The following is a 25,449-nucleotide window of genomic DNA, read 5'->3' as shown; positions in this document are numbered from 1 at the left end:
GGCACCGTTCCTTCGCGACAAGAGGCCTTCCGGGACGGGCGGCGAGCGGCTAGGTTCCGTCATTCCCGCTCGAGGCCGCCTTGCATTCGTTCCCCGTCCTGTCCTTCGCCGTCCTTTGCGCCGCCCTGATGACCGGAGCCTGCGCCAAGCCTCGCCCGGCGCCGGCACCGCAACCCGCGCCGGACGTGACGGCGCCCGCCCGCGCCGCTTTCGGTGACCACATGGAACGCTATCACGGCGGCCCCCTGACCCGCATGATCGACGAATTGGGCCCGCCGACCCAGCAGCGCGACAGCAGCGACGGCGGCAAGATCGCGGTCTGGCGCCGCAAGGGCGAAGTGATGGTCAAGGGCGAGGCCGTCGATCAGCAATGCGACGTCACCGCCCTGGTCGGCCCGGGCGGCAAGGTCGACGGCATCGTCGGCGGCGGCAACATCCTGTTCTGCGTCGACAGTTTCGTGCCGCCCTCGGTGGCGGTCACGCCGCCCCCGCCCGTCGATCTCTATGCCCTGCCGTCCAGGCCCGAGGACGAAACGGAAGAAGAACAGGTTCCCTGAGCGCCGGTTTCATTCGCCGGCCCCGGCCTCATTCGCTGGCGCCGGTCTCCGTCGGCGGGGCCTCCAGCGTACCGGTGCCGAGCGCCGTGGCGATCCGCGCCAGGACCAGGGCGCGCAGGGTCGGTTCGCCGAGATTGCGGCCGATCTCATAGGCGGCATCGAGATCGCCCGCCGCCAATTGGGCGAGCGCCAGATTGGCGGCGCCGATGTCGCGGTTGCCCGTGCTCTGGAGTTCGGCGACGGCGGTGGTCACCGCGTCGACCCTGCCGCGTTCGGCGAAGATGCTGGCGAGTTCGAGAGCGACATCCTCGCGCTCCGGCGATTCGGCCATGCGCTGCAGCGAGCGGAAAGCCCCCTCGGCATCCCCCGAGCGGGCGAGCAGTTCGGCCAGCGCGCCGATCGCCGACTGGCGCGCCTGCTGGCCCGTGATCGCCTCGCAGGCCTCGAGCGCCATGGGCAGGTCGCCCGCATCGGCGGCGCCGCCGACCACGGCCTGAAGGGCGGCATCGCGGGTCTGGACGTCGGTGATCTCCTCGACCACGGCGCGGGCCTCGGCCAGGCGGTGGCGGTCGGCCAGCGCGGCGACGGCACCGCGGAGCGCGATGTCGCGCACCATGGGGTCGGACCGGCCCCGCGCCGCCTCGATGCCATAGCCGACGAGACCGCCGGCAATGGCGGCGGCGGGCACCATGCTCTCGATTTCGTCCAGGGTCTCGGGGGTCTGGCCGCGCACCGCCTCGACCGCGCCGGCAAAGGCCTGGCGGGCCCTGCCGTCGTCCCCCGCGAGGCCGAGCGCGGTCCCCATGTCGAGGAGAATGAAGGCCTGCTCGCGCGCGTCCGGCGCCTCTCCCAGATGATCGAGCACGAGGTCGGCGGCGGTGAGCGCGCCCTGCCTCAGGCCCTTCTGGCCGAAGCGCAATGCCGCCCGGCGCAGGACCTGGAGCCGGCGCTGCGCCTCCTCGAGACTGTCGGCGATGGCGAGCGCGCGGGGCACGTCCGCCATGTCGATCGCCGCCGCCGCCGCCGTCTGGCGCAGCCGCCCGAGAAGGCCCGGATCGCCGATCACGGCGAGCAGGCGCACGGCATCGTCCAGCACGCGGCCGGCCGCCGGATCGCGCCGCCCGGCCATGGCGCGGGCGACCTCCACCAGGGCCCGGAAACGCTGTTCCGGATCCTCCACGGCGCGGGCCAGCGCGATCCCGACGGAGACCGAGCCCTGGCGCACCAGGGCCGAGGCGACGGCGGCGCTGGCATCGCCCCGCCCGTCGCTGTCGACGATCCGCCCGACCAGGGCGGCGGCGCGCTCCGCCTCGCCCTTGCCGGCGGCGATCAGCGCCCCCTGGGTCAGGGCGTCGTCGCGCACCGGCGCGTCCTCGATCCGGCCGATGATGTCGTCGACCGCCGCCCAGTCACCCGCCTTGGCCCGTTCCTCGGCGATGGTCGAAACCACCAGGCCGCGTTCGTTCACATCGGGGATCTGGGTCGCGCTGGCGAGGGCGGTTTCGATCAGGTTGACGGCGGCAACCGCCGCCTGCGCCCCGGCCCCCGGCACGAGCAGCGCGGCGGCCAGGGCGAATACCGGAAGACGGCGGGCGGAAGCGAGGAAGGAAGGCATGAGAAGGCGAAACCGCAGAACCGGAACAGGGGCGACATCATGCCCATTCGCCGCCGCCTTGACCAGTGCCCCGACCAGTGCCCCGACCGGTGCCTCGGGGACCGGCCGGGGGCCGCGGCGGTGGGGCCGATACCCGCGATGATCGCGTGAAATCGCGCATTGCGAGGAAAAATGCGCTCGTCACGATCAACGGAACGGATCTAGTCTTTGTCCCGCGGGCGGCGCGAAGGGCGCCTGCCCCGGGATGGCATCACGGAGGGAATCATGACTCGACGGTCGAAAATGGGGCGGACGGCAACAATGCGATCGGGCACGCGGTCGGGTATGCAGTCGTCGGGAGCCATGCGGACGCTGGCGACCGCCGCCGTGACGGCCGCGGCGCTGGGCTTCGGTTTCGCCGGCCAGGCCCAGGCGGCGAAGACCCTCGTCTACTGCTCGGAAGGCAGCCCCGAGAATTTCAACCCGCAGCTCAACACCACCGGCACCTCCTTCGATGCCGCGCGTCCGGTCTACGACCGGCTGATCGACTTCATTCCGGGCACCACCCAGACCCGCCCGGGCCTTGCCGAATCCTGGACCGTTTCCGAGGACGGCCTGACCTATGAATTCAAGCTGCGCCAGGGCGTGAAGATCCATGCCAGCAAGACCTTCACCCCGACGCGCGACTTCAACGCCGACGACGTGCTGTTCTCGTTCGAGCGCATGTGGAAGGCGGACAACCCCTATCACGGCGTCTCCGGCGGCTCTTACGACTACTTCGGCGACATGGGCATGGCCGATCTGATCGGCTCGATCGAGAAGGTCGACGACTATACCGTCCGCTTCGTCCTGACCAAGCCGAACGCTCCCTTCATCGCCAATCTGGCCATGGATTTCGCCGCCATCCTGTCGGCCGAATATGCCGATGCCATGCTGAAGGCCGGCACGCCCGAGAAGGTCGACCAGGAGCCGGTCGGCACCGGCCCCTTCACCTTCGTCGCCTATCAGAAGGACGCGGTCATCCGCTACACGGCGTTCGACGACTATTGGGCCGGCAAGCCGAAGCTCGACAATCTGATCTTCGCCATCACGCCCGACGCCTCGACCCGCTGGGCCAAGCTGAAGGCGGACGAATGCCAGGTCATGCCCTATCCCAATCCGCAGGACCTGGAGACCATGAAGGGCACGGCCGGCGTCACCCTGCTGCAGCAGCCGGGCCTCAATGTCGGCTACATGGCCTTCAACACCCAGAAGCCGCCCTTCGACAAGGCGGAGGTGCGGCAGGCGCTGTCGATGGCGATCGACAAGGAAGCGATCATCAAGGCGGTCTATGGCGCCGCCGGCCAGCCGGCCAAGAACCCGATCCCGCCCACCATCTGGTCCTATAACGACAGTATCGAGGATTACCCCTATGATCCCGAGAAGGCGAAGGCGATGCTGGCGGAAGCCGGCGTGACCACGCCGATGGAGACCGACGTCTGGGCCATGCCGGTGCAGCGCCCCTACAACCCGGACGCCAAGAAGATCGCCGAGCTGATCCAGGCGGATCTGGCCAAGGTCGGCCTGAATGCGAAGGTCGTCACCTACGAATGGGGCGAATATCGCAAGCGCTGCCAGGCCGGCGAGCACGACATGTGTCAGCTGGGCTGGACCGGCGACAACGGCGATCCCGACAATTTCCTCTACAATCTGCTCGGTTGCGATGCCGCGCGTCCCGGCGGCTCCAACATCGCCAAGTGGTGCGACAAGGAATTCGACGATCTGGTGCGCAAGGCCCAGACCGTCCCCGACACCGCGGAACGCACCAAGCTCTACGAGGAAGCCCAGGTCGTCTTCCACAGGGAGGCCCCCTGGTTCGTGATCGCCCATTCGATCGTCTCCGAGCCGATCAGCGACAAGGTGGTGAACTACAAGATCAGCCCGCTGGGCAGCCACGAGTTCAAGGAAGTCGACATGAAGTGAGGGGGTAACCCCTCGCTTTCCACCTCGTCTCTTTCGCGCGTCGCCCCGGCGAAGGCCGGGGCCTTTCGGGGAGGGAGTTCCTTCCCCGCGGGATCCCGGCCTTCGCCGGGATGACGCCCGGACATAAAGCAAAGGGCCTGAATGCTCCGTTTCCTGGCCTCTCGACTGATCGTCCTCGTCCCCACCCTGCTGGGCGTCATCCTTCTCGCCTTCTTCCTGGTGCGGCAGCTGCACGGCGATGCCGTCGAGGTCCGGGCCGGGGAGCGCGGCATCACCGAGGAGCAATTGGCGGAACGGCGCCACGCCCTCGGTCTCGACCGGCCGCTGCACGAACAATTCCTTTCCTATCTGGGCGACGTGGTGCAGGGCGATCTCGGCAAGTCCTATGTCACCCAGCGCCCGGTGCTGGACGAATTCGCCGAACTGTTCCCCGCCACCATCGAGCTTTCCGTGGTGGCCATGATCTTCGCCATCGTCATCGGCCTGCCCGCCGGCATTTTGGCGGCGCTGACACGGGGCAGTTTCCTCGATCACGGGGTGATGGGGGCGGCCCTGACCGGCTATTCCATGCCGATCTTCTGGTGGGCGATCCTGCTGATCGTACTGTTCTCCAACACTCTCGGCCTGACCCCGGTCTCGGGCCGGCTGGACATCCTCTATTACATCGAGCCGACGACCGGCTTCATGCTGATCGACACCCTGCTGTCGGACGAGGCGGGCGCCTTCTGGTCCGCCCTGCATCACCTGATCCTGCCTTCCATCGTGCTCGGCACCATTCCGCTCGCCGTGATCGCGCGCATGACGCGCTCCGCCATGCTGGAAGTGCTGGGGGAGGACTACATCCGGACCGCCAGGGCCAAGGGCCTGTCGCCCAGGCGCGTGATCTGGGTCCACGCGCTTCGTAACGCACTCATTCCCGTGGTCACGGTGATCGGGCTGCAGACCGGCACCCTGCTCGCCGGCGCCGTTCTGACCGAGACGATCTTTTCATGGCCGGGGGTGGGCAAATGGCTGATCGACGCCATCGGCCGGCGCGACTTCCCGGCCGTGCAGGGCGGCATCCTGCTGATCGCCATGACCATCATCGCCGTCAATCTGGTCGTAGACCTGCTCTATGGCCTGATCAATCCGAGGATCCGGTTGCAGAAATGAGCACGGTCAGCGAAACCACCCCCGCCCCTCCGGCGCCGCTGCTCGCCTTCTGGCGCGATTTCAGCCGCAACCGGGGCGCCCTCGCCGGGCTTCTGTTCATCCTGCTGGTCGTCTTCTGCGCCGTCTTCGCGCCGATCGTGGCGCCCCATGCCGCCGATACCCAGTACCGCGACAATTTCCTCACCGCCCCGCCCTGGGCCGGCGGCGACGACTGGCGTTTCCTGCTCGGCACCGACGACGTCGGACGCGACATCCTTTCGCGCATCATGTGGGGCTCGCAGCTCTCGCTCTTCATCGGGGCGATCGTGGTCACCCTGTCGCTGGGCGTCGGCGTGCTGCTGGGCCTCGTCGCCGGCTTCTCGCGCGGGCTGCTGGACCAGTTCATCATGCGCCTGATGGACGTCCTGATGGCGATCCCGAGCCTGCTTCTCGCGGTCGCCATCGTCGCCGTGCTCGGCCCGTCCCTGACCAATGCCATGATCGCCATCGCCATCGTCGTGCTGCCCCATTACGTGCGCCTGACGCGGGCGACCGTGATCGGCGAACTGGCCAAGGATTACGTCACCGCCAGCCGCATCGCCGGTGCCGGCATCCTGCGCATGATGATGATCGTGGTCCTGCCCAATTGCCTGGCGCCGCTGATCGTGCAGGCGACACTGGGCTTTTCCTCCGCCATTCTCGATGCCGCCGCGCTCGGCTTCCTCGGCCTCGGCGCCCAGCCGCCGACGCCCGAATGGGGCACCATGCTGGCGGACGCCAAGAAATTCGTGCAGTCGGGCCATTGGTGGGTCGTCACCTTCCCGGGCCTCGCCATCCTGCTGACCGTGCTCGCCTTCAATCTGCTGGGCGACGGTCTGCGCGACGCCCTCGATCCCAAGCTGAAGGAGCGGTGAGATGGCGCTCCTTGAAATCCGCGATCTTTCGGTGCGCTTCGGCCGCTTCCAGGCGGTCTCCGGCGTCGACATGACGGTCGAGGCCGGCGAGATCGTCGGCGTCGTCGGCGAGAGCGGCTCGGGCAAATCCGTCACTTCGCTGGCGGTCATGGGCCTCATCGATGCGCCGGGCAAGGTGACGGCGAAATCCATGGCCTTCGACGGACGGGATCTTCTGGCGCTGTCGGCCAAGGCGCGCCGCCGCCTCCTGGGCCGCGACATCGCCATGATCTTCCAGGAGCCGATGACCAGCCTGAACCCGTCCTATACCGTCGGTTTCCAGATCGAGGAAGTGCTGGCCATTCACGGCCTGAAGGATCGCCGGAAGCGCCGCGAACGCGCCGTCGAACTCCTGGAAATGGTCGGCATCCCCGATGCCGGCCGGCGCCTGTCGTCTTTCCCGCACCAGCTTTCGGGCGGCATGAACCAGCGCGTGATGATCGCCATGAGCGTCGCCCTCGATCCCCGCCTGCTGATCGCCGACGAGCCGACGACCGCCCTCGACGTCACCATCCAGGCGCAGATCCTGCGCCTCCTCGTCGATCTCCAGCGTCAGAAGGGCATGGGTCTCGTCTTCATCACCCATGACCTCGGCGTGCTGGCCGAAATCGCCGACCGGGTCATCGTCATGTATGCCGGCGAAGTGGTCGAAATGGCGACCACCGCCGACCTCTTCGCCCGGCCTGCCCATCCCTATACCGCCGCCCTGTTGAACGCCCTGCCCGACCGCGCCGTCGTCGAAGCGAAAGTGACGGGCTGGCGCGGCCGCCTGCCGGCGATCCCGGGCGTCGTGCCCGGCCCCTTCGACCGGCCGGCCGGCTGCCTGCTGCAACCGCGCTGCGCCTTCGCCGACGAACGCTGCGTGGCGGTACACCCGGACCTTCTGCCGGGCGGGAATGGCGCCGTGCGCTGCCACCGGCCCCTGATGCCCGACGGCCAGCCCGGCCCCGATCGAATGGAGGTGCCGGCATGAGCGCCGAAACCGTTCTCGAAGCCGTCGACCTGCGCAAGACCTATCAGATCCCGCGCGGCCCCTTCCGCAAGCCGCGCGACCTTCACGCCGTCAACGGCGTCTCCTTCGCCCTGACGCCGGGCCGCACGCTCGCCATCGTCGGCGAGAGCGGCTGCGGCAAGTCCACGCTCGCGCGCCAGCTCACCCTGATCGAAAGCCCGAGCGGCGGCCGCCTGCTGATCGACGGCAAGGATGCCGGCGCGCCATCGAAGGACGAGCGCAAGGCACTGCGCCGCTCGGTGCAGATGGTGTTCCAGAACCCCTATGGTTCCCTGAACCCGCGCCGCACCATCGGCGCCGCCCTGGCGGAACCGCTGATCATCAATACCGATCTGGATGCGAAGGCGCGCGGCGAAGCGGTGGAGGCCATGCTGACCAAGGTCGGCCTGCGCCCCGAGCACGCCGACCGCTATCCGCATATGTTTTCCGGCGGCCAGCGCCAGCGCATCGCCATCGCCCGCGCCCTGATGCTGCGCCCCCGCATCCTGGTGGCGGACGAGCCGGTCTCGGCCCTCGACGTCTCGGTTCAGGCCCAGGTGCTCAATCTGCTGATGGACCTGCAGGAGGAAATGGGCCTCGCCATGGTCTTCATCAGCCATGATCTCGGCGTCGTCCGCTTCGTCGCCGACGAGGTTCTGGTGATGTATCTCGGCCTGCCGGTCGAACAGGCGCCCGCCGCGACCCTGTTCGGGGCCCCGCGCCATCCCTATACCAAGGCCCTGCTGGCGGCCCGGCCCCAGATCGACCCGGACGAACGCGCCGGCCGCCCGGCGCCCCTCAGCGGCGAACTGCCCTCCCCCCTGAATCCGCCGAGCGGCTGCGTCTTCCGCACCCGCTGCCCCCTGGCGACGGACCGCTGCGCGGCGGAACGCCCGGCACTGCGCCCCGTGGGCGACAGCCTGACCGCCTGCCATTTCGCCGACTGATCCCGATCCGTCGCCCCGGCGCAGGCCGGGTCCCTTCGACGGAAAGGCGCCTTCCGGTCATCGGGTTCCGGCCTTCGCCGGAACGGCGGATGGATGACTCTGCCCGATTTTTATGTATGCAATTTTCAGCAATAGCACATTTTTTAATCACTATATCACGTCAGCGCGAAAAACAGGCAACCCTCTCGCTAATGCTTTTCCCAATGAATCCACATGGTTAACGTCGCGGCGCGAAATGTATGCAATTTGGCACGATGCTTGAAATGCAAGACGCGTCCAAATGTTGAGGGGGCGTTGCCATGAACCGTCGCGATTTTCTGAAGACAGCTTCGACCGCCGCCGTGGTCGCCGGAACGGGGGTCGCCGCGCCGTCGATCATCTCGCCCGCCAGGGCCGACGCCCGGCAGGAGTCCCTGCTGATCGTTTCCGAGAACGGCCCGAACAACCTGGACATCCACGGCGTCGGCACCAATGTGCCCGGCTATGAGGTGAGCTGGAACTGCTACGACCGGCTGATCAGCCACGAGATGAAGTCCGGCCCGAACGGCGTGCCCTATTACGACCGCGACAAGTTCAAACCGGAATTGGCGGAGGACATGAACGTCGGCGACATGTCGGCGACCTTCAAGCTGCGCAAGGATGCCGTGTTCCAGGACGGCACGCCGGTGACCGCCGCCGACGTCAAATGGTCGCTCGACCGCGCGGTTTCGGTCGGCGGCTTCCCGACCTTCCAGATGAAGGCCGGTTCCCTGGAACAGACCGACCAGTTCGTCGTCGTCGACGACCACACGGTGCGCGTGGATTTCCTGCGCAAGGACCGTCTGACCATTCCCGATCTCGCGGTGATCGTGCCCTGCATCGTCAATTCCCAACTGGTGAAGAAGCACGCCACGGCCGATGACCCCTGGGGTCTCGAATACACGAAGCAGAACACCGCCGGTTCCGGCGCCTACAAGGTGGTGCGCTGGCGTTCCGGCACCGAAGTCGTGCTCGAACGCCACGAGGATTGGAAGGGCGGTCCGAAGCCCGCGCTGAAGCGCATCATCTGGCGCATCGTGCCCTCGGCCGGCAACCGCCGCGCCCTCCTCGAGCGCGGCGACGCCGATCTGTCCTTCGATCTGCCGTCCAAGGATTTCGCCGAGATGAAGCAGGACGGCAAGCTGTCCCTGGTCTCGACGCCCTATTCCAACGGTATCCAATACATCGGCATGAACGTGACCCAGCCGCCCTTCGACAATGTGAAGGTCCGGCAGGCCGTCGCCTATGCCCTGCCCTATCAGAAGATCATCGACGCCGTGATGTTCGGCCTGGCCAAGCCCATGTTCGGGGCCGCCGCCGACACGCCGACCGAAGTCGCCTGGCCGCAGCCCCACAAGTATTTCACCGACCTCGACAAGGCCCGCGCCCTGCTGGCCGAGGCCGGTTACCCGAACGGTTTCGAGACCACGCTGTCCTTCAACCTCGGCTTCGCCGGGGTGAACGAACCCCTCTGCATCCTGGTGCAGGAAAGCCTGGCCCAGATCGGCATCAAGACCACGATCAACAAGATTCCGGGCGCCAACTGGCGAACGGAGTTGATCAAGAAGGAGATGCCCCTGATCACCAACGTCTTCTCGGGCTGGCTGGACTATCCGGAATATTTCTTCTTCTGGTGCTATCACGGCCAGAACGCGGTCTTCAACACGATGAGCTATCAGTCGCCCGAAATGGACGCCATGATCGACGGCGCCCGCGCCGCCGCGGCCAATGGCGACACCATGGCCTACGAGAAGGACGTGAAGGACTTCGTCGACCTCGCCTTCGAGGAAGTGCCGCGCATCCCGCTCTATCAGCCCTATGTCAACGTCGCGATGCAGCCGAACGTCAGCGGTTACCAGTACTGGTTCCACCGCCGCCTCGACTACCGCAGCCTCGCGAAGGCTTGATCCCGCCCGCCGCCCCGGTTCCGCCGGGGCGGCACTTCGTGGATGTCCATTGACGGAGGCGTAACATGTTGAGTTCGTTCCTGCGCCGGCTGGCCACCGCCATTCCAAGCCTGATCGGCGTGATCATCGTCACTTTCCTGCTGACCCGCGTGCTGCCGGGCGACACCGCCGCCTATTTCGCCGGCCCCGCCGCGACGCCCGAGGCGATCGAGGAAATCCGCGTCAAGCTCGGCCTCGACAAGTCGATTCCGGAGCAATTCGTCGACTATGTCGGCGCCCTCGTGCAGGGCGATCTCGGTTCGTCGCTGACCACCGGCCAGCCGGTGATCCAGGACATCATCGACCGCCTGCCGGCGTCCGCCGAACTCACCCTGTTCGGCCTCTTCATCGCCATCGCCGTCGCCGTGCCGCTGGGCATTCTGGCGGCCGTGCGCCAGGGCTCGTGGATCGATCACCTGTGCCGCATCGTCGCCACCGCCGGCGTCTCGCTGCCGGTGTTCTTCACCGGCCTGCTGCTGGTCTATGTCTTCTACTACATCCTCGGCTGGGCGCCGGCGCCGCTCGGCCGGCTCGACGTCTTCGCCTTTCCGCCCGATCCGATCACCGGCTTCCTGCTGATCGACTGCGTGCTGGTCGGCGATTGGGAGACGCTGGGCTCCGCGCTCGCCCAACTGGCGGTGCCTTCGGCGACGCTGGCGATCTTCGCGCTGGCCCCGATCACCCGTATCACCAGGGCTTCCATGCTGTCGGTGCTGTCGTCGGAATTCGTCCGCACGGCCAGGGCCTCCGGCCTGTCGCCCTTCAAGGTGATCGTCGGCTATGCCTTTCGAAACGCCATGCTGCCGGTGATCACCACGCTGGGCATGGTGTTCTCCTTCCTGCTCGGCGCGAACGTGCTCGTCGAGAAGGTCTTCGCCTGGCCCGGCATCGGCTCCTATGCCGTCGAGGCGCTGATCGCGTCCGATTACGCGCCGGTGCAGGGTTTCGTGCTCGCCATGGCGATCATGTATGTCGTGCTCAACCTGTTGATCGACCTCCTCTACGGGGTGATCGACCCGCGCGTGAGGATCGAGGGATGACCGCCGTGACCGATACCGCCCCCACCGCGCCGCCCGCCTCCGGCCTGATGGCGACGCTGCGCCACGCCCGCCACGTGATCGGGGAGAACCCGGTCACCGGGCTGTCCTTCGGGCTCTTCGCCCTGTTCCTGGTGGCCGCCGTGATCGGGCCCTGGATCGTGCCCTATGATCCCTTCGAATCCGATACCGCCGCCGCCCTTCAGGCGCCGTCGGCGGCCCATTGGTTCGGCACCGACCAGGTCGGGCGCGACATCTTCAGCCGCGTCGTCGCCGCCACCCGCCTCGACATGGCGATCGCCATCTTCTCGGTGGCCCTGGTCTTCGTCGTGGGCGGGCTCGCGGGTGTCGCCGCCGGTTACTTCGGCGGCTGGACCGACCGCATCGTCGGGCGCCTGGCCGACACCATCATGGCGTTCCCGCTGTTCGTGCTGGCCATGGGCATCGTCGCGGCGCTGGGCAATACGGTGACAAACATCGTCATCGCCACCGCCATCGTGAATTTCCCGCTCTATGCCCGTATCGCGCGGTCGGAGGCGAATATCCGGCGCGAGGCGGGCTTCGTGCAGGCCGCGCGCCTGACCGGCAATTCCGAGATGCGCACGGTGCTGACCCAGATCGTGCCCAACATCCTGCCGATCATGATGGTGCAGATGTCGCTCACCATGGGCTACGCCATCCTGAACGCCGCCGGCCTCTCCTTCATCGGTCTCGGCGTCCGGCCGCCGACGCCGGAATGGGGCATCATGGTCGCGGAAGGCGCCGCCTTCATCGTCTCCGGCGAATGGTGGATCGCGCTCTTCCCCGGCCTCGCCCTCATGCTCGCCGTGTTCTGCTTCAACCTGATGGGCGATGGTCTGCGCGACATCATCGACCCGCAGCGCCGCACCTGAGGAGACGCCCATGACTGCCGTCCCCCTGCTCGAGGTCAAGGACCTCACGGTCGAATTCTCCACCCGGCGCGGCATCGTGCAGGCGGTCAAGGAGGTGAACCTCACGGTGCCCAAGGGCGAGATCGTCGGCGTCGTCGGCGAATCGGGCTCGGGCAAATCCGTCACCTCCTATGCCGTCATGCGCATCCTGGACCGGGTGGGACGGATCGCCCGGGGCACCATCACCTATACCAGCCTCGACCTCGTCGGCGCGTCGGAACCCGAGATGCGCGACCTGCGCGGGCGCGAGATGTCGATGATCTTCCAGAACCCGCGCCTCGCGCTCAACCCGATCCGCAAGGTCGGCAAGCAGCTCGAGGACGTTCTTCTGCAACACGCCCAGGCCGATGCCCGCGACGTGACCCAGAAGGCGATCGAGCTTCTGGAACAGGTCCGTATCGCCCGGCCGGAGGAGCGTTACCACGCCTATCCCTTCGAACTGTCGGGCGGCATGTGCCAGCGCATCGTCATCGCGCTTGCACTCGCCTGCAAACCCCAATTGCTCATCGCGGACGAGCCGACCACCGGCCTCGACGTCACCACCCAGAAGGCGGTGATGGATCTGGTGGTCGATCTGGTCCGGGCACGCGGCATGTCGGCGATCCTGATCACCCACGACCTCGGCCTCGCCGCCGCCTATTGCGACAAGGTCGTCGTCATGGAGAAGGGCCGCGTGGTCGAGACCGCGACCTCGATCGACATTTTCCGCGCCCCCGAGGCCGCCTATACCCGGAAACTGATGCGCGCCACGCCGCGCCCCGGCATCACGCTCCACGATCTCCTGCCCGAGGAGACGCCGGCACCGGCACCGATCGCCCCCCATCGGATCGGCGAACCGCTGCTGGTGGTCGAGGATCTGGTGAAGGAATACAAGCGCCAGGCCCCGCCCGCGCGGCTTGCCACGATGTTCGGCAAGAAAGTGGAACCGCCGCCGCCCTTCCGCGCGGTCGACGGCATTTCCTTCACCGTGAACCGGGGCGAAAGCGTCGGCCTCGTCGGGGAGAGCGGCTGTGGCAAGTCGACCACCTCCACCATCGTCATGCGCCTGATCGACGCCAGCGGCGGGCGCATCACCTTCGACGGGGAAGACATCGGCGCCCTGCCGGCCCGGGGCTTCGCCTCCCACCCGATGCGCAAGCGGATCCAGATGGTGTTCCAGGATCCGACCGAAAGCCTGAACCCGCGCTATACCGTCTCACGCGCCATCGCCGATCCGCTGCTGCGCATGGGCGGTTACAAGGGGGGCGCGCGCCTGCGCGACAAGGTCGCCGAACTCGCCACCATGGTCGGCTTTCCCCTGGATCTGTTGGATCGCTTCCCGCATCAGCTTTCGGGCGGGCAGAAGGCGCGCGTGGGCATCGCCCGGGCGATCGCGCTCAACCCCGATCTGGTGATCCTGGACGAGCCGACCGCCGCCCTCGACGTCTCGGTGCAGGCGGTGGTGCTGAACCTGTTGCAGCATCTGAAGGAAACGCTCGGCATGAGCTATCTCTTCGTCAGCCACGATCTTCACGTCGTGCGCCTGCTGTGCGACCGGGTGATCGTCATGCGCCAGGGCCGCATCGTCGAGGAAGGCACGGCCGAACAGGTGCTGGAAGCGCCCCAGGCGGATTACACCAGGGAGCTGATCTCGGCGATCCCGCATCCGCCGGTGTGACGCTCTTCCTGAAACGATTGGTGTTTCGCCCCTCACCCACCCCTCTCCCCAAAGGGGCGAGGGCCTGGACCGAGCCCCAAACGAACTCCCTCGCCCCGCTTGCGGGGAGAGGGTTGGGGTGAGGGGGAAGCCTCAGACGAAGGCTGCCGGCACTTCCGAGAAACGCAGCGGTTCGCCGAGGGCCGGCCCCGGCACTTCGCCGTCGCGCATCACGATATGGCCGCGGATGATCGTGGCCATGGGCCAGCCGGTCACGCTCATACCCTCGAACGGGCTCCAGCCGCAGCGGCTGGCGAGCCAGTCACCCGTGATCTCCCGCGTCGCCGCCAGGTCGACCAGGGTCAAGTCGGCGTCGTAACCGACGGCGATGCGGCCCTTGGCCGCCAGGCCGAAGATGCGCTGGGCGCCGGCACTGGTCAGATCCACCACCCGCTCCAGGGTCAGCGCGCCTTTCGAGGCGTGATCGAGCAGCAGGGGCAGCAGGGTCTGCACGCCGGGCATGCCGGAGGGCGAATTGGGATAGGGCTTCGCCTTTTCCGCCGCCGTATGGGGCGCATGGTCGGAACCGATGACGTCGACGATACCGGCCCGCACCGCCTCCCAGAGGCCGAGGCGGTGATGTTCCTCGCGGATCGGCGGGTTCATCTGGGCATGGGTGCCGAGGCGGCGATAGGCGTCGGGCGCGGAGAGGGTCAGGTGCTGGGGCGTCGTCTCCACCGTCACCAGATCCTTGTGGGTGCCCAGGAATTCCATCTCCTCCTTCGTCGTCACGTGGAGGATATGGATACGCCTGCCGTGGCGCCGCGCGATGGCGACGGCGCGCCTGGTCGCCATCATGGCGGAGACGGGATCGCGCCAGTTGCAATGATCGGCGACATCGCCGCTGTCGGCGATGGGACGGCGCTCCTTCAGGCGATATTCGTCCTCGGCGTGAATGGCGATGCGGCGCCGGCCGGTGGTCAGCACCTTCTCCAGCGCCTCGTCCTCGGCCACCAGAAGGGAGCCGGTGGAAGCCCCCATGAAGACCTTGATCCCGGCACAGCCCGCCATCGCCTCCATGGCCGCCAGCGCACCCATATTGTCCTCGGTCGCACCGGCATAGAAGGCGTGGTCGCAGAACATGCGGCCCTTGGCCCGGCGCAGCTTCTCGTCCAGGGCGTCGGGCGTGGTGGTCGAGGGGTTGGTGTTCGGCATTTCGAAGACGGCCGTAACCCCGCCCTTCACCGCCGCCAGGGAACCCGTGGCCAGGTCTTCCTTGTGATCGAGGCCGGGTTCGCGGAAATGCACCTGGCTGTCGATCACGCCAGGCAGGACGTGAAGCCCGGTGGCATCGAAGCGTTCGCCCGCGTCGGCCCGCGACAGATCGCCGATGGCGGCGATGCACCCGCCGATCACGCCGACGTCGCCGACGCCCCGTCCGTTCTGGTTGACGATGGTGCCGCCGGTGACGACGAGGTCGTAGGTGCCGGTCATGATCGGGTCCTCAGCCTGCGGAAAGACAATCGAAGATGTCGCCTTCGGGCATCAGGCCACGCATGTGCCGGCGATGCCAGAGGGCGAAGAAGAGAAGCCGCCAGCGCGCCGCGCCATGTTCCTTGGCGCCGTCGCGGAACAGGGCTTCGATACGGTCGGGATGCGCGATTTCCGCGATGCCGGGATCGCGCCCCAGAAGCGGCGCCAGCCGGGCGCCATGATCCGCGATCCATTTTTCGACCGGCACGGTGAAGCCCTGCTTCCTGGCGAAGGGTTCCGCCGCCGGCACGTTCCGTTCGACCCAGCGGCGCAGCAGATATTTGCCCATGCGGCCCCGGATCTTCAGTTTCGCGGGCAGGCGCCAGGCGACGGCCGCGACCGCCGGGTCCAGCATCGGCGTCCGCCCCTCGACGCCATGATGCATCAGGCAGCGGTCGAGTTTGATGAGAAGGTCGTTGGGCAGCCAGTCGGCGCAATCGATCGCCTGGGCATGGCGCAGGCGATCGCCGCCGGCCAATGCCCCGACCTCGTCGCCGACCGCCTCGAAGCGCCTGCGCCAGCCGTCACCGCCCTGGCGCAACAGGCCCGGCAGGGCATCGAAGGGCCCCTTGGCGCGCATGGCGCGACCACCGAACAGGCGCGGGCGCAGCAGGCGGCGGTAACGACCGTAACCGGCGAAGAGTTCGTCGCCGCCCTCGCCCGACAGCACGACCTTGATCCCCGCCGCGCGCGCCGCCGCCGCCAGCTTGAAGGTGGGCAGGGCCGCGTAATCCGCCGCCGGATCGTCCAGCGCCGCCGCCACAAGGGGCAGCAGGGTCAGAAAATCGGCTTCAGTGAATTCGACCTCGTGGTGCCGCGCGCCCGCCCAATCGGCGACCGCTTTCGCCTTCGCCCGCTCGTCCGCCGCCGCCGTACCGGGGAACCAGGCGGTGAAGGCTTCGACCGGACGATCCATCTGGCGCTTCATCATGGCGAGCACGGCACTGCTGTCGATCCCGCCCGACAGGAACATGCCATAGGGCACGTCCGATCGCCGGTGCACGTCGACACTGTCGGCGAAGGCGGTATCGAAGGCCGTCAGCGCCTCGTCTTCACTGCGGATCTCGGGCCCCGGCTCCAGCGCCGGCAGGCGCCGGGTCGCGGTGATCCGGCCGCGTTCCACCACGACCTGCTGGCCCGGCAGCAAGCGGTGGATGCCTTCGAAGGCGGTATCGGCGCCGATCTGGAACTGCAACTGCAGCAATTCCTCGACCGATTCACGCCGCAGCACGGGCGGGACGAGACCGGAGGCGACGATCGCCTGCGGCTCCGAGGCGAAGACGAGACCGGCCGAAGTCTCGGCGACATAGAGCGGCTTGATGCCGAAGCGGTCGCGCGCCAGCACCAGCCGCGCCGCCGCCATGTCGTGAATGGCCAGCGCATACATGCCGCGCAGCGGCGCCTGGAAGCCGAGGCCGTGATCCTCGTAGAGCGGGATCGGCACCTCGCAGTCGGATTGCGAGACGAAGGCGAAACCCCGCAGGTCGCGCTTCAATTCGCGGTAATTGTAAATCTCGCCATTGCCGACCAGGGAAATGCCGTTCGCCCGTACGAAGGGCTGGTCGCCGGTCGCGAGATCGATGATGGCGAGGCGCTGCTGAAGGAGTGCGGTATCGCCCGAAACATGGCGGCCCATGCCGTCCGGCCCGCGATGGGCGAGCGCGGCATCCATCCGGTCGAGCACGGCGGCATCGGGCGCGCCGCCGTCCAGGGTCATCAGGCCGGCGATGCCGCACATGGCGTCTCTCCATCGGCCTTGGCGGGGACGGCGGGCTTGCCCGAAATGCGCTCGAAGAAGTCGAGCCATTGGCGAACGACGGAGACTTCCGAGAATTCGGCCTCGTAACGGGTCTTGCCGGCAGCGGCGAGGCGCGCGCCCAGCAGGCGGTCGGCGTCGATCCTGGCGATCGCGGTCGCCAGTGCCGGCACGTCGTCCACCGGCACCAGAAGGCCGTCCTCCTCGTGACGCAGCAGGGTCTTCGGGCCGGAAGCGGCGGCAGCCACCACCGGCCGCCCGGCGGCCCAGGCTTCGGCGACGACATTGCCGAAGGGCTCGTGGCGCGAGGGGCAGCAGAAGATGTCGGCGGCGGCCACCAGATTGGCCGCATCCTCGCGCCAGCCGAGGAAGGAGACCCGGTCGGTCACGCCCAGTTCCCCCGCCAGCGCCTTCAGCGCCGCCTCCTCCGGCCCCGAACCGGCGAGCCAGAGATGGACGCCGGGAACCAGGGCCAAGGCCTTCAACAGGGTATCGAACGCCTTGTTCACGTGGAGCCTGCCCAGCGCCACCACCAGGGTCACATTGGACGGCGTGCCGATGGTCGCGCGGGCGACCGCCGGCCCCCTGGGCGGATCGACGAAGTTTGGCACGTGATGAACCCGCTCCGCCGGCCAGCCCTTGTCGCGCAGATAGGCGCAGATACCTGGCGTATTGCCGACCAGATGATGGCAGTCGCGGTAATACTTCGGATCGTAATAGCCGCCGAGGCGCCCGACCTTCAGGAAGTTCCGGCCGGCGACCGGGCTCGACGGGCAGATGGCACTGGCGCGATTGGCCCAGGTGACGACGATGTCGGGCCCGAATTCGGCGATCGCCCGGCGAAACCGCCAGCGGCTGAGGAGGTCGAGATAGGGACTGCCGAAACCCGTCTCCAGGGTCGGCACGCCGGCGCCGTCGAGGGCGCGGCGGCGTTCGGCGACCGGGCGCGTAACGGCCATCTGGTCCAGCCCGGCCCGGGTCAGCGCCGGCACGAGACGGGCATAGAAAGCCTCGGCCCCGCCCCGGGGCGCGCCGGCGATAGCCTGGATCACACGCATGCGCATCCACTAGCCCTTTTGCCCGGCAGCGTCAAACGACGGGATGACATTGGGCGACGAGATCCCCAATATTCAGGGCTCCGAAGTTCGGCCAAGTTCCCACGGACATGGCCGCAGACGCGAAACGCCACATGGACGCAGAAGACATCGCCGCCGTCGCCCGCTTCCGTGAGCGTCTCGCCGCCGGGGAGGAAGAATTGGTGCCCGCCGCCATGGTCGCGCGCCTGATCGGGGGCGAGAACCCGGTCAAGGTCTGGCGCGAGCATCGTGGCATGGCCGCCCGCGCGCTCGCGGAAGCGGCGGGCCTGTCCCAGGCCCATGTCAGCCAGATCGAGGGCGGAAAGCGCGACGGTTCCGTCCGCGCCATGAAGGCGATCGCCGATGCCCTCGGCATCACGATCGACGATCTCGTCTGATCACGCTCCCCCCAAGGGAGAGGGATGACATCGCGAGAATTTCATGCTGCACTGCAACAGCGTCATCCTGGTGCCATATCCCGTAGACTGATGGCGTGAACGAGGAGAGTGCGTATGGGCAGCAGCAGGCGCGGCGACCGTGTCGCCTATCGCGAGATGGGTGTTCGCTATGACGAGCGGACGGGCCGCTTCTACCTGCCGCCCCATCTGGCGGTCTGGTTCGAGGCGGCGGTTCCGGCCGATGTGCCCGTGCCCCGGATCCATGAAACGCATTTCGCCCGGCTGGCCCGCACATTGCGCGAATCCGGTGCCCCCGCGACCGTGGTCGCCGCCAAGCTGCAGCAATTGCTGAACGCCGAGGCGGATGCGGCGCCGCGCGGGATCGCGGTCGAGGAATTGCTCTGACACCGCCCCGGAAAGACCGGGGCGGTACCGAGGGTCTTACTCCGCCGCGACGATGGTCGGCAGCTTGTAGTCCTTGAAGTCCTCGCGCAGCTTGGTCTTCAGGAGCTTGCCGGTCGCGGTATGCGGCAGTTCGTCGACGAAGACGACGTCGTCGGGCATCCACCATTTGGCGATCTTGCCGCCCAGATAGGCGACCATCTCGTCCTTGGTGAGGTCCTGGCCGGGCTTCTTCACCACGATCAGCAGCGGACGCTCGTCCCACTTCGGGTGATAGACGCCGATCACCGCCGCCTCGGCGACGGCCGGATGGCCGACCGCGGCATTCTCGAGATCGATGGACGAGATCCATTCGCCGCCCGACTTGATCACGTCCTTGGCGCGGTCGGTGATCTGCATGAAGCCCTCGGGGTCGAGGGTCGCCACGTCGCCGGTGTCGAAATAGCCGTCCTTGTCCAGGATGTCGCCGCCGTCGCCCTTGATGTAGGAGCCGGCGATCCAGGGCCCGCGCACCATGAGATGGCCGAAGGCGACGCCGTCGCGCGGCAGCTCGTTGCCGTCGTCGTCGGTGATCTTCATGTCGACCAGATAGACGGCACGGCCCTGCTTGCACTGGATGTCGAGACGCTTCTCGAGGGGCAGGGTCTCCATGCCGGCCTTGAGCGCGCCGAGGGTGCCGAGCGGGCTCATCTCGGTCATGCCCCAGGCGTGGCAGACGGTGACGCCGTATTTGGTCTCGAAGGTCTCGATCATGCTGCGCGGCGCCGCCGAACCGCCGATGACCACCCGCTTCAGGGTGGTGAGCGGGCGATTGTCCTTCTCGAGATACTGCAGCAGCATCAGCCACACGGTCGGCACCGCCGCCGTCATGGTAACGCCTTCGGTCTCCAGCAGTTCATAGATGCTGGCCCCGTCCATGGCGGCGCCCGGCATCACCAGCTTGGCGCCGGCCATCGGCGCGCCGTAGGGGATGGACCAGGCGTTGGCGTGGAACATCGGCACCACCGGCAGGATGGTATCGGCCGAGCCCATGCCCAGCGCGTCCTTGCCGTTCGCCACCATGGAATGCAGCGCGGTGGAGCGATGGGAATAGAGCACGCCCTTCGGATTGCCCGTGGTGCCCGAGGTATAGCAGAGCGACGAGGCGGTGTTCTCGTCGAACTCCGGCCATTCGAAGTCCTCCGACGCGCCTTCGACCAGTTCCTCATAGCAGAGGGCGCCGGGGATCTTGGTCTCGGGCATATGGGCCCGGTCGGTCATGATGATGAAATGCTTCACGCCCGAAAGATGCGGCAGCAGCTTCTCGATCAGCGGCACGAAGGTCAGGTCGACCAGAAGCGCCTTGTCCTCGGCGTGATTGGCGATATAGGCGATCTGGTCAGGGAACAGGCGCGGGTTGATGGTGTGGCACACCATGCCCTGGCCGGAGACGCCGTACCAGACTTCCAGGTGGCGATAGGTGTTCCACGCCAGCGTGCCGACCACGTCGCCGAAGCCGAGCCCGAGGCCCTTCAGGCCGTTGGCGAGCTTGCGGGCGCGGCGCTCGCAATCGGCATAGGTGTAACGGTGGATCGGTCCTTCCACCGTGCGGGTCACGATTTCCCGGTCCTTGTGATAGGTCGCGGCGAACGTCAGGAACGAGGAAATCAGGAGCGGCCGCTCCTGCATCAATCCACGCATGCTCTCCCCCTTATTATTGCCCTGGGCTGGATAACCAACAGCACTTAAGTGCTGTGCGACCCGACGTCAACACCACCCGAACGGATGGGGGGACGGGCGCCACCCTCAATGGTCCGAAAAACGCGGCCGCCGCCGCCGCGATACCGCGACACCGCTGTCCGAAAGCCGACAGGGGGGTCGGAAGCGCGCCTCTCGTGTCGGGCCGGAAAGCGCCGATCTCCGCCATTCCGCCATTGGTACGGCTCTTGCTGCCCGGGGGCCGAGGAAAGCGAACTTCAGGTCACAGGAGCATTCTCATGGCCAACATCACATTCTCGTCGCCGCGCATGAGCCGGGACGTCACCGTCTATGCCGTCGCCGGCGACCGCGCGACCGTTCTCGGCGTCGCCAAGCAGCACAGGATCCCCATTCCCTTCGACTGTCAGGACGGCGAATGCGGCTCGTGCCTGATCGAGGTCAGCCACCTCGAGGCGCCGACCAAATACAGCAAATACGGCATCGCCCTGACCGAGAAGGAAAAGGAAGCCCTGAAGCAGCTCGGCAGGATCACCAAGGAAGAGCTGTTCGAGGCGGAAGTGAACGACATGCCGCCGCGCTTTCGCCTGGCCTGCCAATATTTCGTCCGCAACGAGAACATCCTGGTGAAATTCGAGGGCGACGAGACGCTGCCGGCGCAGGCGCCCCACATCACACCCGCCGCCAAGCACTTCAAGGGCGGAATAGAGATTGGCTCGGTCGAGACCTTCCTCGGCTATGCCGTCAAGGTCGAGCAGGACGCCGCCATCCATTTCGACGGCCTCGCGGAAAAGATGGAGGAATGCGGCAACGGCGAAGTGGCGCGCCTGTTCCGCCAGCTCGCCGCCTTCTCGCGCCTGCACCTTGGCGAGGCCAAGGCCCGGGCCGGCGAGATCGCCGACGACCTCGAAGTGCCGCCCGACTACGTCTGGCCCGACCATGCGACGCCGGAGCGGACTTCGCTGATGGCGGGCGATCCGGCGCTGACCCGGCTCGACGCGCTGAAGGCGGCGCTCCAGGGCGAGACGCGGGGCTATGAATTCTATCTGTCGGTCAAGGCGAAGGCGAAGGATCCGGAGATCGCCCGCATGGCCCGGCTCTTCGTCAAGGAAGAGGCGGAACACGTGAAGATCCTGGAAGCCTGGATCACGCGCGAGGAATGGGCGATCGCCCATCCCCACGCCGAGCCGGTGGCCTGAAGGCGCCGCCATGCAGACCGTCGAGGAATTTCTGGCCCACGCCATCCAGTTGGAGCGCGAGGCGGCGGAGCGTTTCGGCCTCCTGGCCGACGCCATGGTCTCCAGCGGCAATCACGCCGTGGGGAAACTGTTTCGCCAACTGGCGGATTACTCGCGCCTCCATCTCGCCGACGCGCGAGAGCGGGCGGGCTTTCGCACGATCCCCGAACTCGCGCCCGGCGATTTCGTCTGGCCCGATGCCGAGAGCCCGGAATCGGCGGCGATCTGGGCCGTCGATCCGCTGATCGGCGTCGACGAGGCGTTGCGGACCGCGCTTGCGGCCGAGACGGCGGGCCACGGCTATTACGCCGCCGTCCTCGCTTCGGCCAGCGATCCCGAGATCATCGCCTTCGCCCGTGAATTCGCCGAGGAAGAGGCGGGCCACGTCGCCGAACTGGAACGATGGATCGCGGCACGCGCGGCGGGGCAGGCGGCCCCCGCCGCGGGCTGAGCGCCCCCGCTCAGCGCATGTTGGAGGGGATGCGGACGATCTCGCCGTCGAAGGCGAATTCGCCCCATCCCCGATGGTGCATCGTCGCCGCCCCGGCCTTGGCCGGATCGTGCCAGGCCTTCACCGCCTCCAGGATGAACATGTTGTAGGCGCGGATCATCTTCCGGTCGGTCACCCGGCATTCGATATTGGCGATACATTCGGGCAGCAGCGGCGGCGCCACCAGATCGGCCTTGCGGCGGCGCAGGTCGAAGCGATCGAACTTGTCCACCGACCGGCCGGAGCAATTGCCGATCCCGACCACCCGGTCCGCCATGGTCGCCGGCGGCACCGCGATCACGCATTCGCCGGTCCGCTCCAACGCCGCGAAGCTGTGGCCGTTGGCGGAGACGATGCAGGCGATGCCCGGCGGCTCGAATTCCAGCATCATGTGCCAGGACATGGCCATGACGTTGGCCCGGCCTTCGTCGGCCGTGATCAGCAGCGTTACAGGCCCGGGCTCCAGCAGGCGATAGACGTCGGCCAGTGGCAGAACCCTCATGTCGCCTTCCCCCTCAACAGATTTCGGCCAGCCAGGACGTGAACATGCGGGCGGCCCCGGTCCGGTCGCGGCCGGGGCGCCAGGCCAGCCAATAGGTTTCGGGCGCCGGCACGGTCAGCGCGAAGGGCTGCACCAGGCGCCCCGCCGCCAGATCGTCGCCGACGAAGGACCGGTGGCCGAGCGCCACACCGAGCCCGGCGACTGCCGCCGACAGCGCCTGGGCCGAGGAATCGAACAGCCGCAGCGACACGGGCGCCAAATCGGCGACACCTGCGGCGTCGAGCCAGCGTGCCCAATCCCCGGCGCGCACCGGCGCCTCGACCGCGAGGCGCGGCACGCCGGCCAGATCCGCCGGCCGGTGCAGGGCGGCGGCGACGGCGGGGGCGGCGACCGGGAACATGTCGTCCGGCATCAGAAGCCGCGCTTCGAGCCCCGGCCAGTCCCCGGCCGACCGGCCCAGCAGGATGCCGAGATCGGCGGTGCCGTCGCGCAGCTTGTCGAGGGGGGCGCTGGCGGTCGCGAGGCGCAGGTCCATGGCCGGGTGGCGGGCCTCGAAATCGCCGAGGCGCGGGATCAGCCAGCGCATGGCGAAGGTCGGCAGCACGGCGACGGTCAGGCTGTCGCCGCCGGCATCGTCGACCCGGGCCACCGCTTCGGCGATCAGGCCGAAGGCATCGGTCAGGCGCGGCAGCAGCAGGGCGCCGGTCGCGGTCGGGGTCAGGCGGCCCTTGTCGCGCCGGAACAGCGCGGTGCCGAGATCGGCCTCGAGCAGGCGCAGCTGCTGGCTCACCGCCGGCTGGGAGACGTTGAGATCGCGCGCGGCGGCCGCCACGCCGCCCAGGCGGAACACCGCCTCGGCGGCGCGCATGGCGTTCAGGGAAGGCAGGCGCCGGTTCATGGCGAAACTTTAGAATTTCTTATGCCCATGTCACAAGTCGCGAATGGACGGCGGTACGATATCAAGGGAAAACCGATCATCAGCGAAGGAGATCATGATGATCGGCTTATGGGTTCCGGTGACCCTGGCGGCGGCCGGGCTGCAGACCCTGCGCACCGCCCAGCAGAAGCATCTGACGGGCGTGATCGGGCAGAACGGCGCCCATTTCGCGCGCTATTTCTATGGCGCGCCGCTGGCCGCCGCGCTCCTGCTGGCACTCGGCCTGTCGGGCCGGTCGATCCCGCTGCCGGGCACCGGTTTCGCCCTCTACGGCATATTGGGCAGCCTGGCGCAGATCATCGCCACCGGCTGCCTGATCCACGCCTTCACGCTGCGCAATTTCACCGTCGCCACCGTGTTCTCGAAGACCGAGACGATCCAGGCCGCCCTGCTCTCCCTGATCGTGCTGGGCGAAGGCTTGAGCGGCGGCGGCTGGCTGGCCATCGCCGTCGGCTTCGCCGGTCTCGTCCTGCTGACCACGCGGCGCGGCGACGGGCTGGCCAGCCTGGCCGTGGCCTTTCGCGCGCCGGCGACCGTCTATGGTCTCGCCTCCGGCTTCTTCTTCGCCCTGTCGAGCGTCGGCGTGCGCTCCGCCGCCCTGGCCCTGCCCGAGGGCGACGCGCTGATCCGCGCCGCGACCACCCTGGCGGCGACCACGGCGTTCCAGACCCTGGTCATGGGGACCTGGCTGGTCCTGGCCGACCGGAAGGCGCTCGCCGGCGCGCTGGGCCGGGCGCGGCGCCCGGCGGCCACCGTCGGCATCATGTCGGTGGTCGGGTCCTTCGGCTGGTTCCTGGCGATGACCCTGGAGCCTGTGGCCCATGTCCGGGCGCTGGCCCAGATCGAGATCGTCTTCACCATCGCCATGACCGTGCTGGTGTTCCACGAGAGACCCAGCCCGCGAGACTACGCCGGCGTCGGGCTGATCGTCGCAAGCGTGCTGATACTGCTATTGGCTAGGTGATTTCCGTGGCCAAGGGCGCTATGGTCCGCGCCGATTTCGCAGATTCTCTATCCGGGGGACCAGAATGGACATCAGCAAGGTTGCGATCGGCAAGAACCCGCCCGAGGACATCAATGTCGTCATCGAGATCCCGCAGGGCGGCGTGCCGGTCAAATACGAGCTGGACAAGGAATCGGGCGCGCTCTTCGTCGACCGCTTCCTGCACACGGCCATGTACTACCCGGGCAACTACGGCTTCATCCCGCACACCAAGTCGGGCGACGGCGATCCGGCGGACGTGATCGTGATCGGCCAGTCGCCGGTCGCCGCCGCCTCGATCATCCGGGCGCGCCCGATCGGCGCCCTCCTCATGGAGGACGAGAGCGGCGAGGACGAGAAGATCATCGCCGTGCCGGTCGACAAGCTGCATCCCTTCTACAAGGACGTGAAGTCCTATGAGGATCTGCCCTCGATCCTGTGCGAGCAGATCGCCCACTTCTTCCAGCACTACAAGGACCTGGAGAAGGGCAAATGGGTGACCATCGTGAAATGGGTCGGGCCCGAGGACTCGAAGAAACTGATCCTGGAAGCGATCGAACGGGCGAAATAAAGCCGCGCCGTTTACCTTTCAGCGCGATTTCGCATGGATACGGGCCCTTAAATCGGGCCCGTATTCGTTTTTGCATGACGATGCCGCCCTCCCCCCAGATGCGCTGTTGCATGGTGCAGCCGCCCCCTCTACCTCTGGCCGCGAAACGCCGCGCGAGGGGGCCCG

23 protein-coding genes are annotated in these 25,449 nt (G+C 67.6%); 16 read left to right on the top strand and 7 right to left on the bottom strand.

Annotation, left to right across the window (positions count from 1 at the left end):
* Positions 1–80: 80 nt before the first annotated feature.
* Entirely contained in the window at positions 81–557 is a 477-nt protein-coding gene (locus tag L2U69_RS10040; RefSeq protein WP_236106670.1) for a hypothetical protein, read from the top strand.
* A 28-nt stretch (positions 558–585) separates the two neighbouring features.
* Here L2U69_RS10040 and L2U69_RS10035 read toward each other — a convergent pair whose 3' ends face one another.
* Entirely contained in the window at positions 586–2,172 is a 1,587-nt protein-coding gene (locus tag L2U69_RS10035; protein WP_236106669.1) for a hypothetical protein, read from the bottom strand.
* 342 nt (positions 2,173–2,514) lie between these two features.
* Here L2U69_RS10035 and L2U69_RS10030 point away from each other — a divergent pair, with 342 nt between their 5' ends.
* The 9 genes from L2U69_RS10030 to L2U69_RS09990 all read left to right on the top strand — a co-directional run bounded on the left by L2U69_RS10030 (position 2,515) and on the right by L2U69_RS09990 (position 13,725).
* Positions 2,515–4,113, top strand: a complete 1,599-nt coding sequence (locus L2U69_RS10030; protein ID WP_329605389.1) for an ABC transporter substrate-binding protein — start codon at positions 2,515–2,517, stop codon at positions 4,111–4,113.
* Between the two features lie 141 nt (positions 4,114–4,254).
* A complete protein-coding gene (locus tag L2U69_RS10025) occupies positions 4,255–5,265 on the top strand; it encodes an ABC transporter permease subunit (RefSeq protein WP_236106667.1) in 1,011 nt (336 codons plus the stop codon).
* Positions 5,262–6,158 carry an ABC transporter permease subunit gene (locus L2U69_RS10020; protein WP_236106666.1) on the top strand — a complete coding sequence of 299 codons (897 nt, stop codon included), beginning with the start codon at positions 5,262–5,264 and terminating at the stop codon, positions 6,156–6,158. The genes L2U69_RS10025 and L2U69_RS10020 overlap by 4 nt, the downstream gene beginning before the upstream one ends.
* Position 6,159: 1 nt before the next feature.
* Positions 6,160–7,170 carry an ABC transporter ATP-binding protein gene (locus L2U69_RS10015; RefSeq protein WP_236106665.1) on the top strand — a complete coding sequence of 337 codons (1,011 nt, stop codon included), beginning with the start codon at positions 6,160–6,162 and terminating at the stop codon, positions 7,168–7,170.
* The gene (locus L2U69_RS10010) at positions 7,167–8,135 is read left to right on the top strand and encodes a dipeptide ABC transporter ATP-binding protein (protein WP_236106664.1); all 969 of its coding nucleotides are present in this window, start codon (positions 7,167–7,169) and stop codon (positions 8,133–8,135) included. The genes L2U69_RS10015 and L2U69_RS10010 overlap by 4 nt, the downstream gene beginning before the upstream one ends.
* Positions 8,136–8,434: 299 nt before the next feature.
* Positions 8,435–10,060: an ABC transporter substrate-binding protein gene (locus L2U69_RS10005; RefSeq protein ID WP_236106663.1), complete on the top strand. Its 1,626-nt coding sequence runs from the start codon at positions 8,435–8,437 to the stop codon at positions 10,058–10,060.
* A gap of 65 nt (positions 10,061–10,125) precedes the next feature.
* Entirely contained in the window at positions 10,126–11,139 is a 1,014-nt protein-coding gene (locus tag L2U69_RS10000) for an ABC transporter permease (protein WP_236106662.1), read from the top strand.
* The gene (locus L2U69_RS09995) at positions 11,136–12,029 is read left to right on the top strand and encodes an ABC transporter permease (RefSeq protein WP_236106661.1); all 894 of its coding nucleotides are present in this window, start codon (positions 11,136–11,138) and stop codon (positions 12,027–12,029) included. The genes L2U69_RS10000 and L2U69_RS09995 overlap by 4 nt, the downstream gene beginning before the upstream one ends.
* Before the next feature lie 10 nt (positions 12,030–12,039).
* Positions 12,040–13,725, top strand: coding sequence for a dipeptide ABC transporter ATP-binding protein (locus L2U69_RS09990; RefSeq protein WP_236106660.1), 1,686 nt, complete (start codon positions 12,040–12,042; stop codon positions 13,723–13,725).
* A 132-nt stretch (positions 13,726–13,857) separates the two neighbouring features.
* On the opposite strand, the gene L2U69_RS09985 is transcribed toward L2U69_RS09990, so the two are convergent.
* From L2U69_RS09985 to L2U69_RS09975, 3 genes are read right to left on the bottom strand one after another with little or no spacing between them, the layout of a single operon-like run.
* Positions 13,858–15,198 carry a dihydroorotase gene (locus L2U69_RS09985; RefSeq protein WP_236106659.1) on the bottom strand — a complete coding sequence of 447 codons (1,341 nt, stop codon included), beginning with the start codon at positions 15,196–15,198 and terminating at the stop codon, positions 13,858–13,860.
* A gap of 10 nt (positions 15,199–15,208) precedes the next feature.
* Complete coding sequence (gene asnB / locus L2U69_RS09980) at positions 15,209–16,975, bottom strand: asparagine synthase (glutamine-hydrolyzing) (RefSeq protein WP_236106658.1); 1,767 nt, start codon at positions 16,973–16,975, stop codon at positions 15,209–15,211.
* Positions 16,954–18,057: a glycosyltransferase gene (locus L2U69_RS09975; protein ID WP_236106657.1), complete on the bottom strand. Its 1,104-nt coding sequence runs from the start codon at positions 18,055–18,057 to the stop codon at positions 16,954–16,956. Before L2U69_RS09975 ends, asnB begins: the two co-directional genes overlap by 22 nt.
* 125 nt (positions 18,058–18,182) lie before the next feature.
* On the opposite strand from L2U69_RS09975, the gene L2U69_RS09970 reads away from it, so the two are divergent.
* Complete coding sequence (locus L2U69_RS09970) at positions 18,183–18,467, top strand: helix-turn-helix domain-containing protein (RefSeq protein WP_236106656.1); 285 nt, start codon at positions 18,183–18,185, stop codon at positions 18,465–18,467.
* Positions 18,468–18,581: 114 nt separating this feature from the next.
* Positions 18,582–18,872 carry a hypothetical protein gene (locus L2U69_RS09965; protein WP_236106655.1) on the top strand — a complete coding sequence of 97 codons (291 nt, stop codon included), beginning with the start codon at positions 18,582–18,584 and terminating at the stop codon, positions 18,870–18,872.
* A gap of 36 nt (positions 18,873–18,908) precedes the next feature.
* On the opposite strand, the gene L2U69_RS09960 is transcribed toward L2U69_RS09965, so the two are convergent.
* A complete protein-coding gene (locus tag L2U69_RS09960) occupies positions 18,909–20,549 on the bottom strand; it encodes a 3-(methylthio)propionyl-CoA ligase (RefSeq protein ID WP_236106654.1) in 1,641 nt (546 codons plus the stop codon).
* Between the two features lie 296 nt (positions 20,550–20,845).
* Between L2U69_RS09960 and L2U69_RS19260 the strand changes: the two genes are divergently transcribed.
* Together L2U69_RS19260 and L2U69_RS09945 are read left to right on the top strand one after the other, a co-directional pair.
* Positions 20,846–21,763, top strand: coding sequence for a ferritin family protein (locus L2U69_RS19260; protein ID WP_329605388.1), 918 nt, complete (start codon positions 20,846–20,848; stop codon positions 21,761–21,763).
* Between the two features lie 10 nt (positions 21,764–21,773).
* Positions 21,774–22,253: a ferritin-like domain-containing protein gene (locus L2U69_RS09945; protein WP_236106653.1), complete on the top strand. Its 480-nt coding sequence runs from the start codon at positions 21,774–21,776 to the stop codon at positions 22,251–22,253.
* Between the two features lie 10 nt (positions 22,254–22,263).
* Here the strand turns inward: L2U69_RS09945 and L2U69_RS09940 are convergent, their stop codons facing one another.
* Together L2U69_RS09940 and L2U69_RS09935 are read right to left on the bottom strand one after the other, a co-directional pair.
* Entirely contained in the window at positions 22,264–22,794 is a 531-nt protein-coding gene (locus tag L2U69_RS09940) for a flavin reductase family protein (RefSeq protein WP_236106652.1), read from the bottom strand.
* Between the two features lie 13 nt (positions 22,795–22,807).
* On the bottom strand, positions 22,808–23,692 hold the full coding sequence (locus L2U69_RS09935; protein WP_236106651.1) for a LysR substrate-binding domain-containing protein: 885 nt from the start codon (positions 23,690–23,692) through the stop codon (positions 22,808–22,810).
* Positions 23,693–23,786: 94 nt separating this feature from the next.
* On the opposite strand from L2U69_RS09935, the gene L2U69_RS09930 reads away from it, so the two are divergent.
* Positions 23,787–24,695 (top strand): DMT family transporter, encoded by a 909-nt coding sequence (locus tag L2U69_RS09930; protein WP_236106650.1) that lies wholly within the window; start codon positions 23,787–23,789, stop codon positions 24,693–24,695.
* Positions 24,696–24,759: 64 nt separating this feature from the next.
* A complete protein-coding gene (gene ppa / locus L2U69_RS09925; protein WP_236106649.1) occupies positions 24,760–25,284 on the top strand; it encodes an inorganic diphosphatase in 525 nt (174 codons plus the stop codon).
* The last annotated feature ends 165 nt before the right edge of the window (positions 25,285–25,449 follow it).

It is taken from the genome of Zavarzinia marina, assembly GCF_021568905.1.
Taxonomy (GTDB): Bacteria; Pseudomonadota; Alphaproteobacteria; order Zavarziniales; family Zavarziniaceae; genus Zavarzinia; species Zavarzinia marina.
The sequence above is the reverse complement of the archived record's forward strand: the minus strand, read 5'-3'. Positions and strand labels throughout refer to the sequence as shown.

Excerpts from the sequence above, each read along its gene's own strand:
- L2U69_RS09945 (WP_236106653.1), top strand. The coding sequence starts at position 21,774 with ATGCAGACCGTCGAGGAATTTCTGGCCCACGCCATCCAGTTGGAGCGC.
- L2U69_RS09965 (WP_236106655.1), top strand. The coding sequence starts at position 18,582 with ATGGGCAGCAGCAGGCGCGGCGACCGTGTCGCCTATCGCGAGATGGGT.
- L2U69_RS10005 (WP_236106663.1), top strand. The coding sequence starts at position 8,435 with ATGAACCGTCGCGATTTTCTGAAGACAGCTTCGACCGCCGCCGTGGTC.
- L2U69_RS09995 (WP_236106661.1), top strand. The coding sequence starts at position 11,136 with ATGACCGCCGTGACCGATACCGCCCCCACCGCGCCGCCCGCCTCCGGC.
- L2U69_RS09975 (WP_236106657.1), bottom strand. The coding sequence starts at position 18,057 with ATGCGCATGCGTGTGATCCAGGCTATCGCCGGCGCGCCCCGGGGCGGG.
- L2U69_RS09940 (WP_236106652.1), bottom strand. The coding sequence starts at position 22,794 with ATGAGGGTTCTGCCACTGGCCGACGTCTATCGCCTGCTGGAGCCCGGG.
- L2U69_RS09960 (WP_236106654.1), bottom strand. The coding sequence starts at position 20,549 with ATGCGTGGATTGATGCAGGAGCGGCCGCTCCTGATTTCCTCGTTCCTG.
- L2U69_RS10000 (WP_236106662.1), top strand. The coding sequence starts at position 10,126 with ATGTTGAGTTCGTTCCTGCGCCGGCTGGCCACCGCCATTCCAAGCCTG.
- L2U69_RS09985 (WP_236106659.1), bottom strand. The coding sequence starts at position 15,198 with ATGACCGGCACCTACGACCTCGTCGTCACCGGCGGCACCATCGTCAAC.
- L2U69_RS10030 (WP_329605389.1), top strand. The coding sequence starts at position 2,515 with ATGCGGACGCTGGCGACCGCCGCCGTGACGGCCGCGGCGCTGGGCTTC.
- ppa (WP_236106649.1), top strand. The coding sequence starts at position 24,760 with ATGGACATCAGCAAGGTTGCGATCGGCAAGAACCCGCCCGAGGACATC.
- L2U69_RS09970 (WP_236106656.1), top strand. The coding sequence starts at position 18,183 with ATGGACGCAGAAGACATCGCCGCCGTCGCCCGCTTCCGTGAGCGTCTC.
- L2U69_RS09935 (WP_236106651.1), bottom strand. The coding sequence starts at position 23,692 with ATGAACCGGCGCCTGCCTTCCCTGAACGCCATGCGCGCCGCCGAGGCG.
- L2U69_RS09990 (WP_236106660.1), top strand. The coding sequence starts at position 12,040 with ATGACTGCCGTCCCCCTGCTCGAGGTCAAGGACCTCACGGTCGAATTC.
- L2U69_RS10025 (WP_236106667.1), top strand. The coding sequence starts at position 4,255 with ATGCTCCGTTTCCTGGCCTCTCGACTGATCGTCCTCGTCCCCACCCTG.
- L2U69_RS10015 (WP_236106665.1), top strand. The coding sequence starts at position 6,160 with ATGGCGCTCCTTGAAATCCGCGATCTTTCGGTGCGCTTCGGCCGCTTC.
- L2U69_RS10035 (WP_236106669.1), bottom strand. The coding sequence starts at position 2,172 with ATGCCTTCCTTCCTCGCTTCCGCCCGCCGTCTTCCGGTATTCGCCCTG.
- asnB (WP_236106658.1), bottom strand. The coding sequence starts at position 16,975 with ATGTGCGGCATCGCCGGCCTGATGACCCTGGACGGCGGCGCGCCCGAT.
- L2U69_RS19260 (WP_329605388.1), top strand. The coding sequence starts at position 20,846 with ATGGCCAACATCACATTCTCGTCGCCGCGCATGAGCCGGGACGTCACC.
- L2U69_RS09930 (WP_236106650.1), top strand. The coding sequence starts at position 23,787 with ATGATGATCGGCTTATGGGTTCCGGTGACCCTGGCGGCGGCCGGGCTG.
- L2U69_RS10010 (WP_236106664.1), top strand. The coding sequence starts at position 7,167 with ATGAGCGCCGAAACCGTTCTCGAAGCCGTCGACCTGCGCAAGACCTAT.
- L2U69_RS10020 (WP_236106666.1), top strand. The coding sequence starts at position 5,262 with ATGAGCACGGTCAGCGAAACCACCCCCGCCCCTCCGGCGCCGCTGCTC.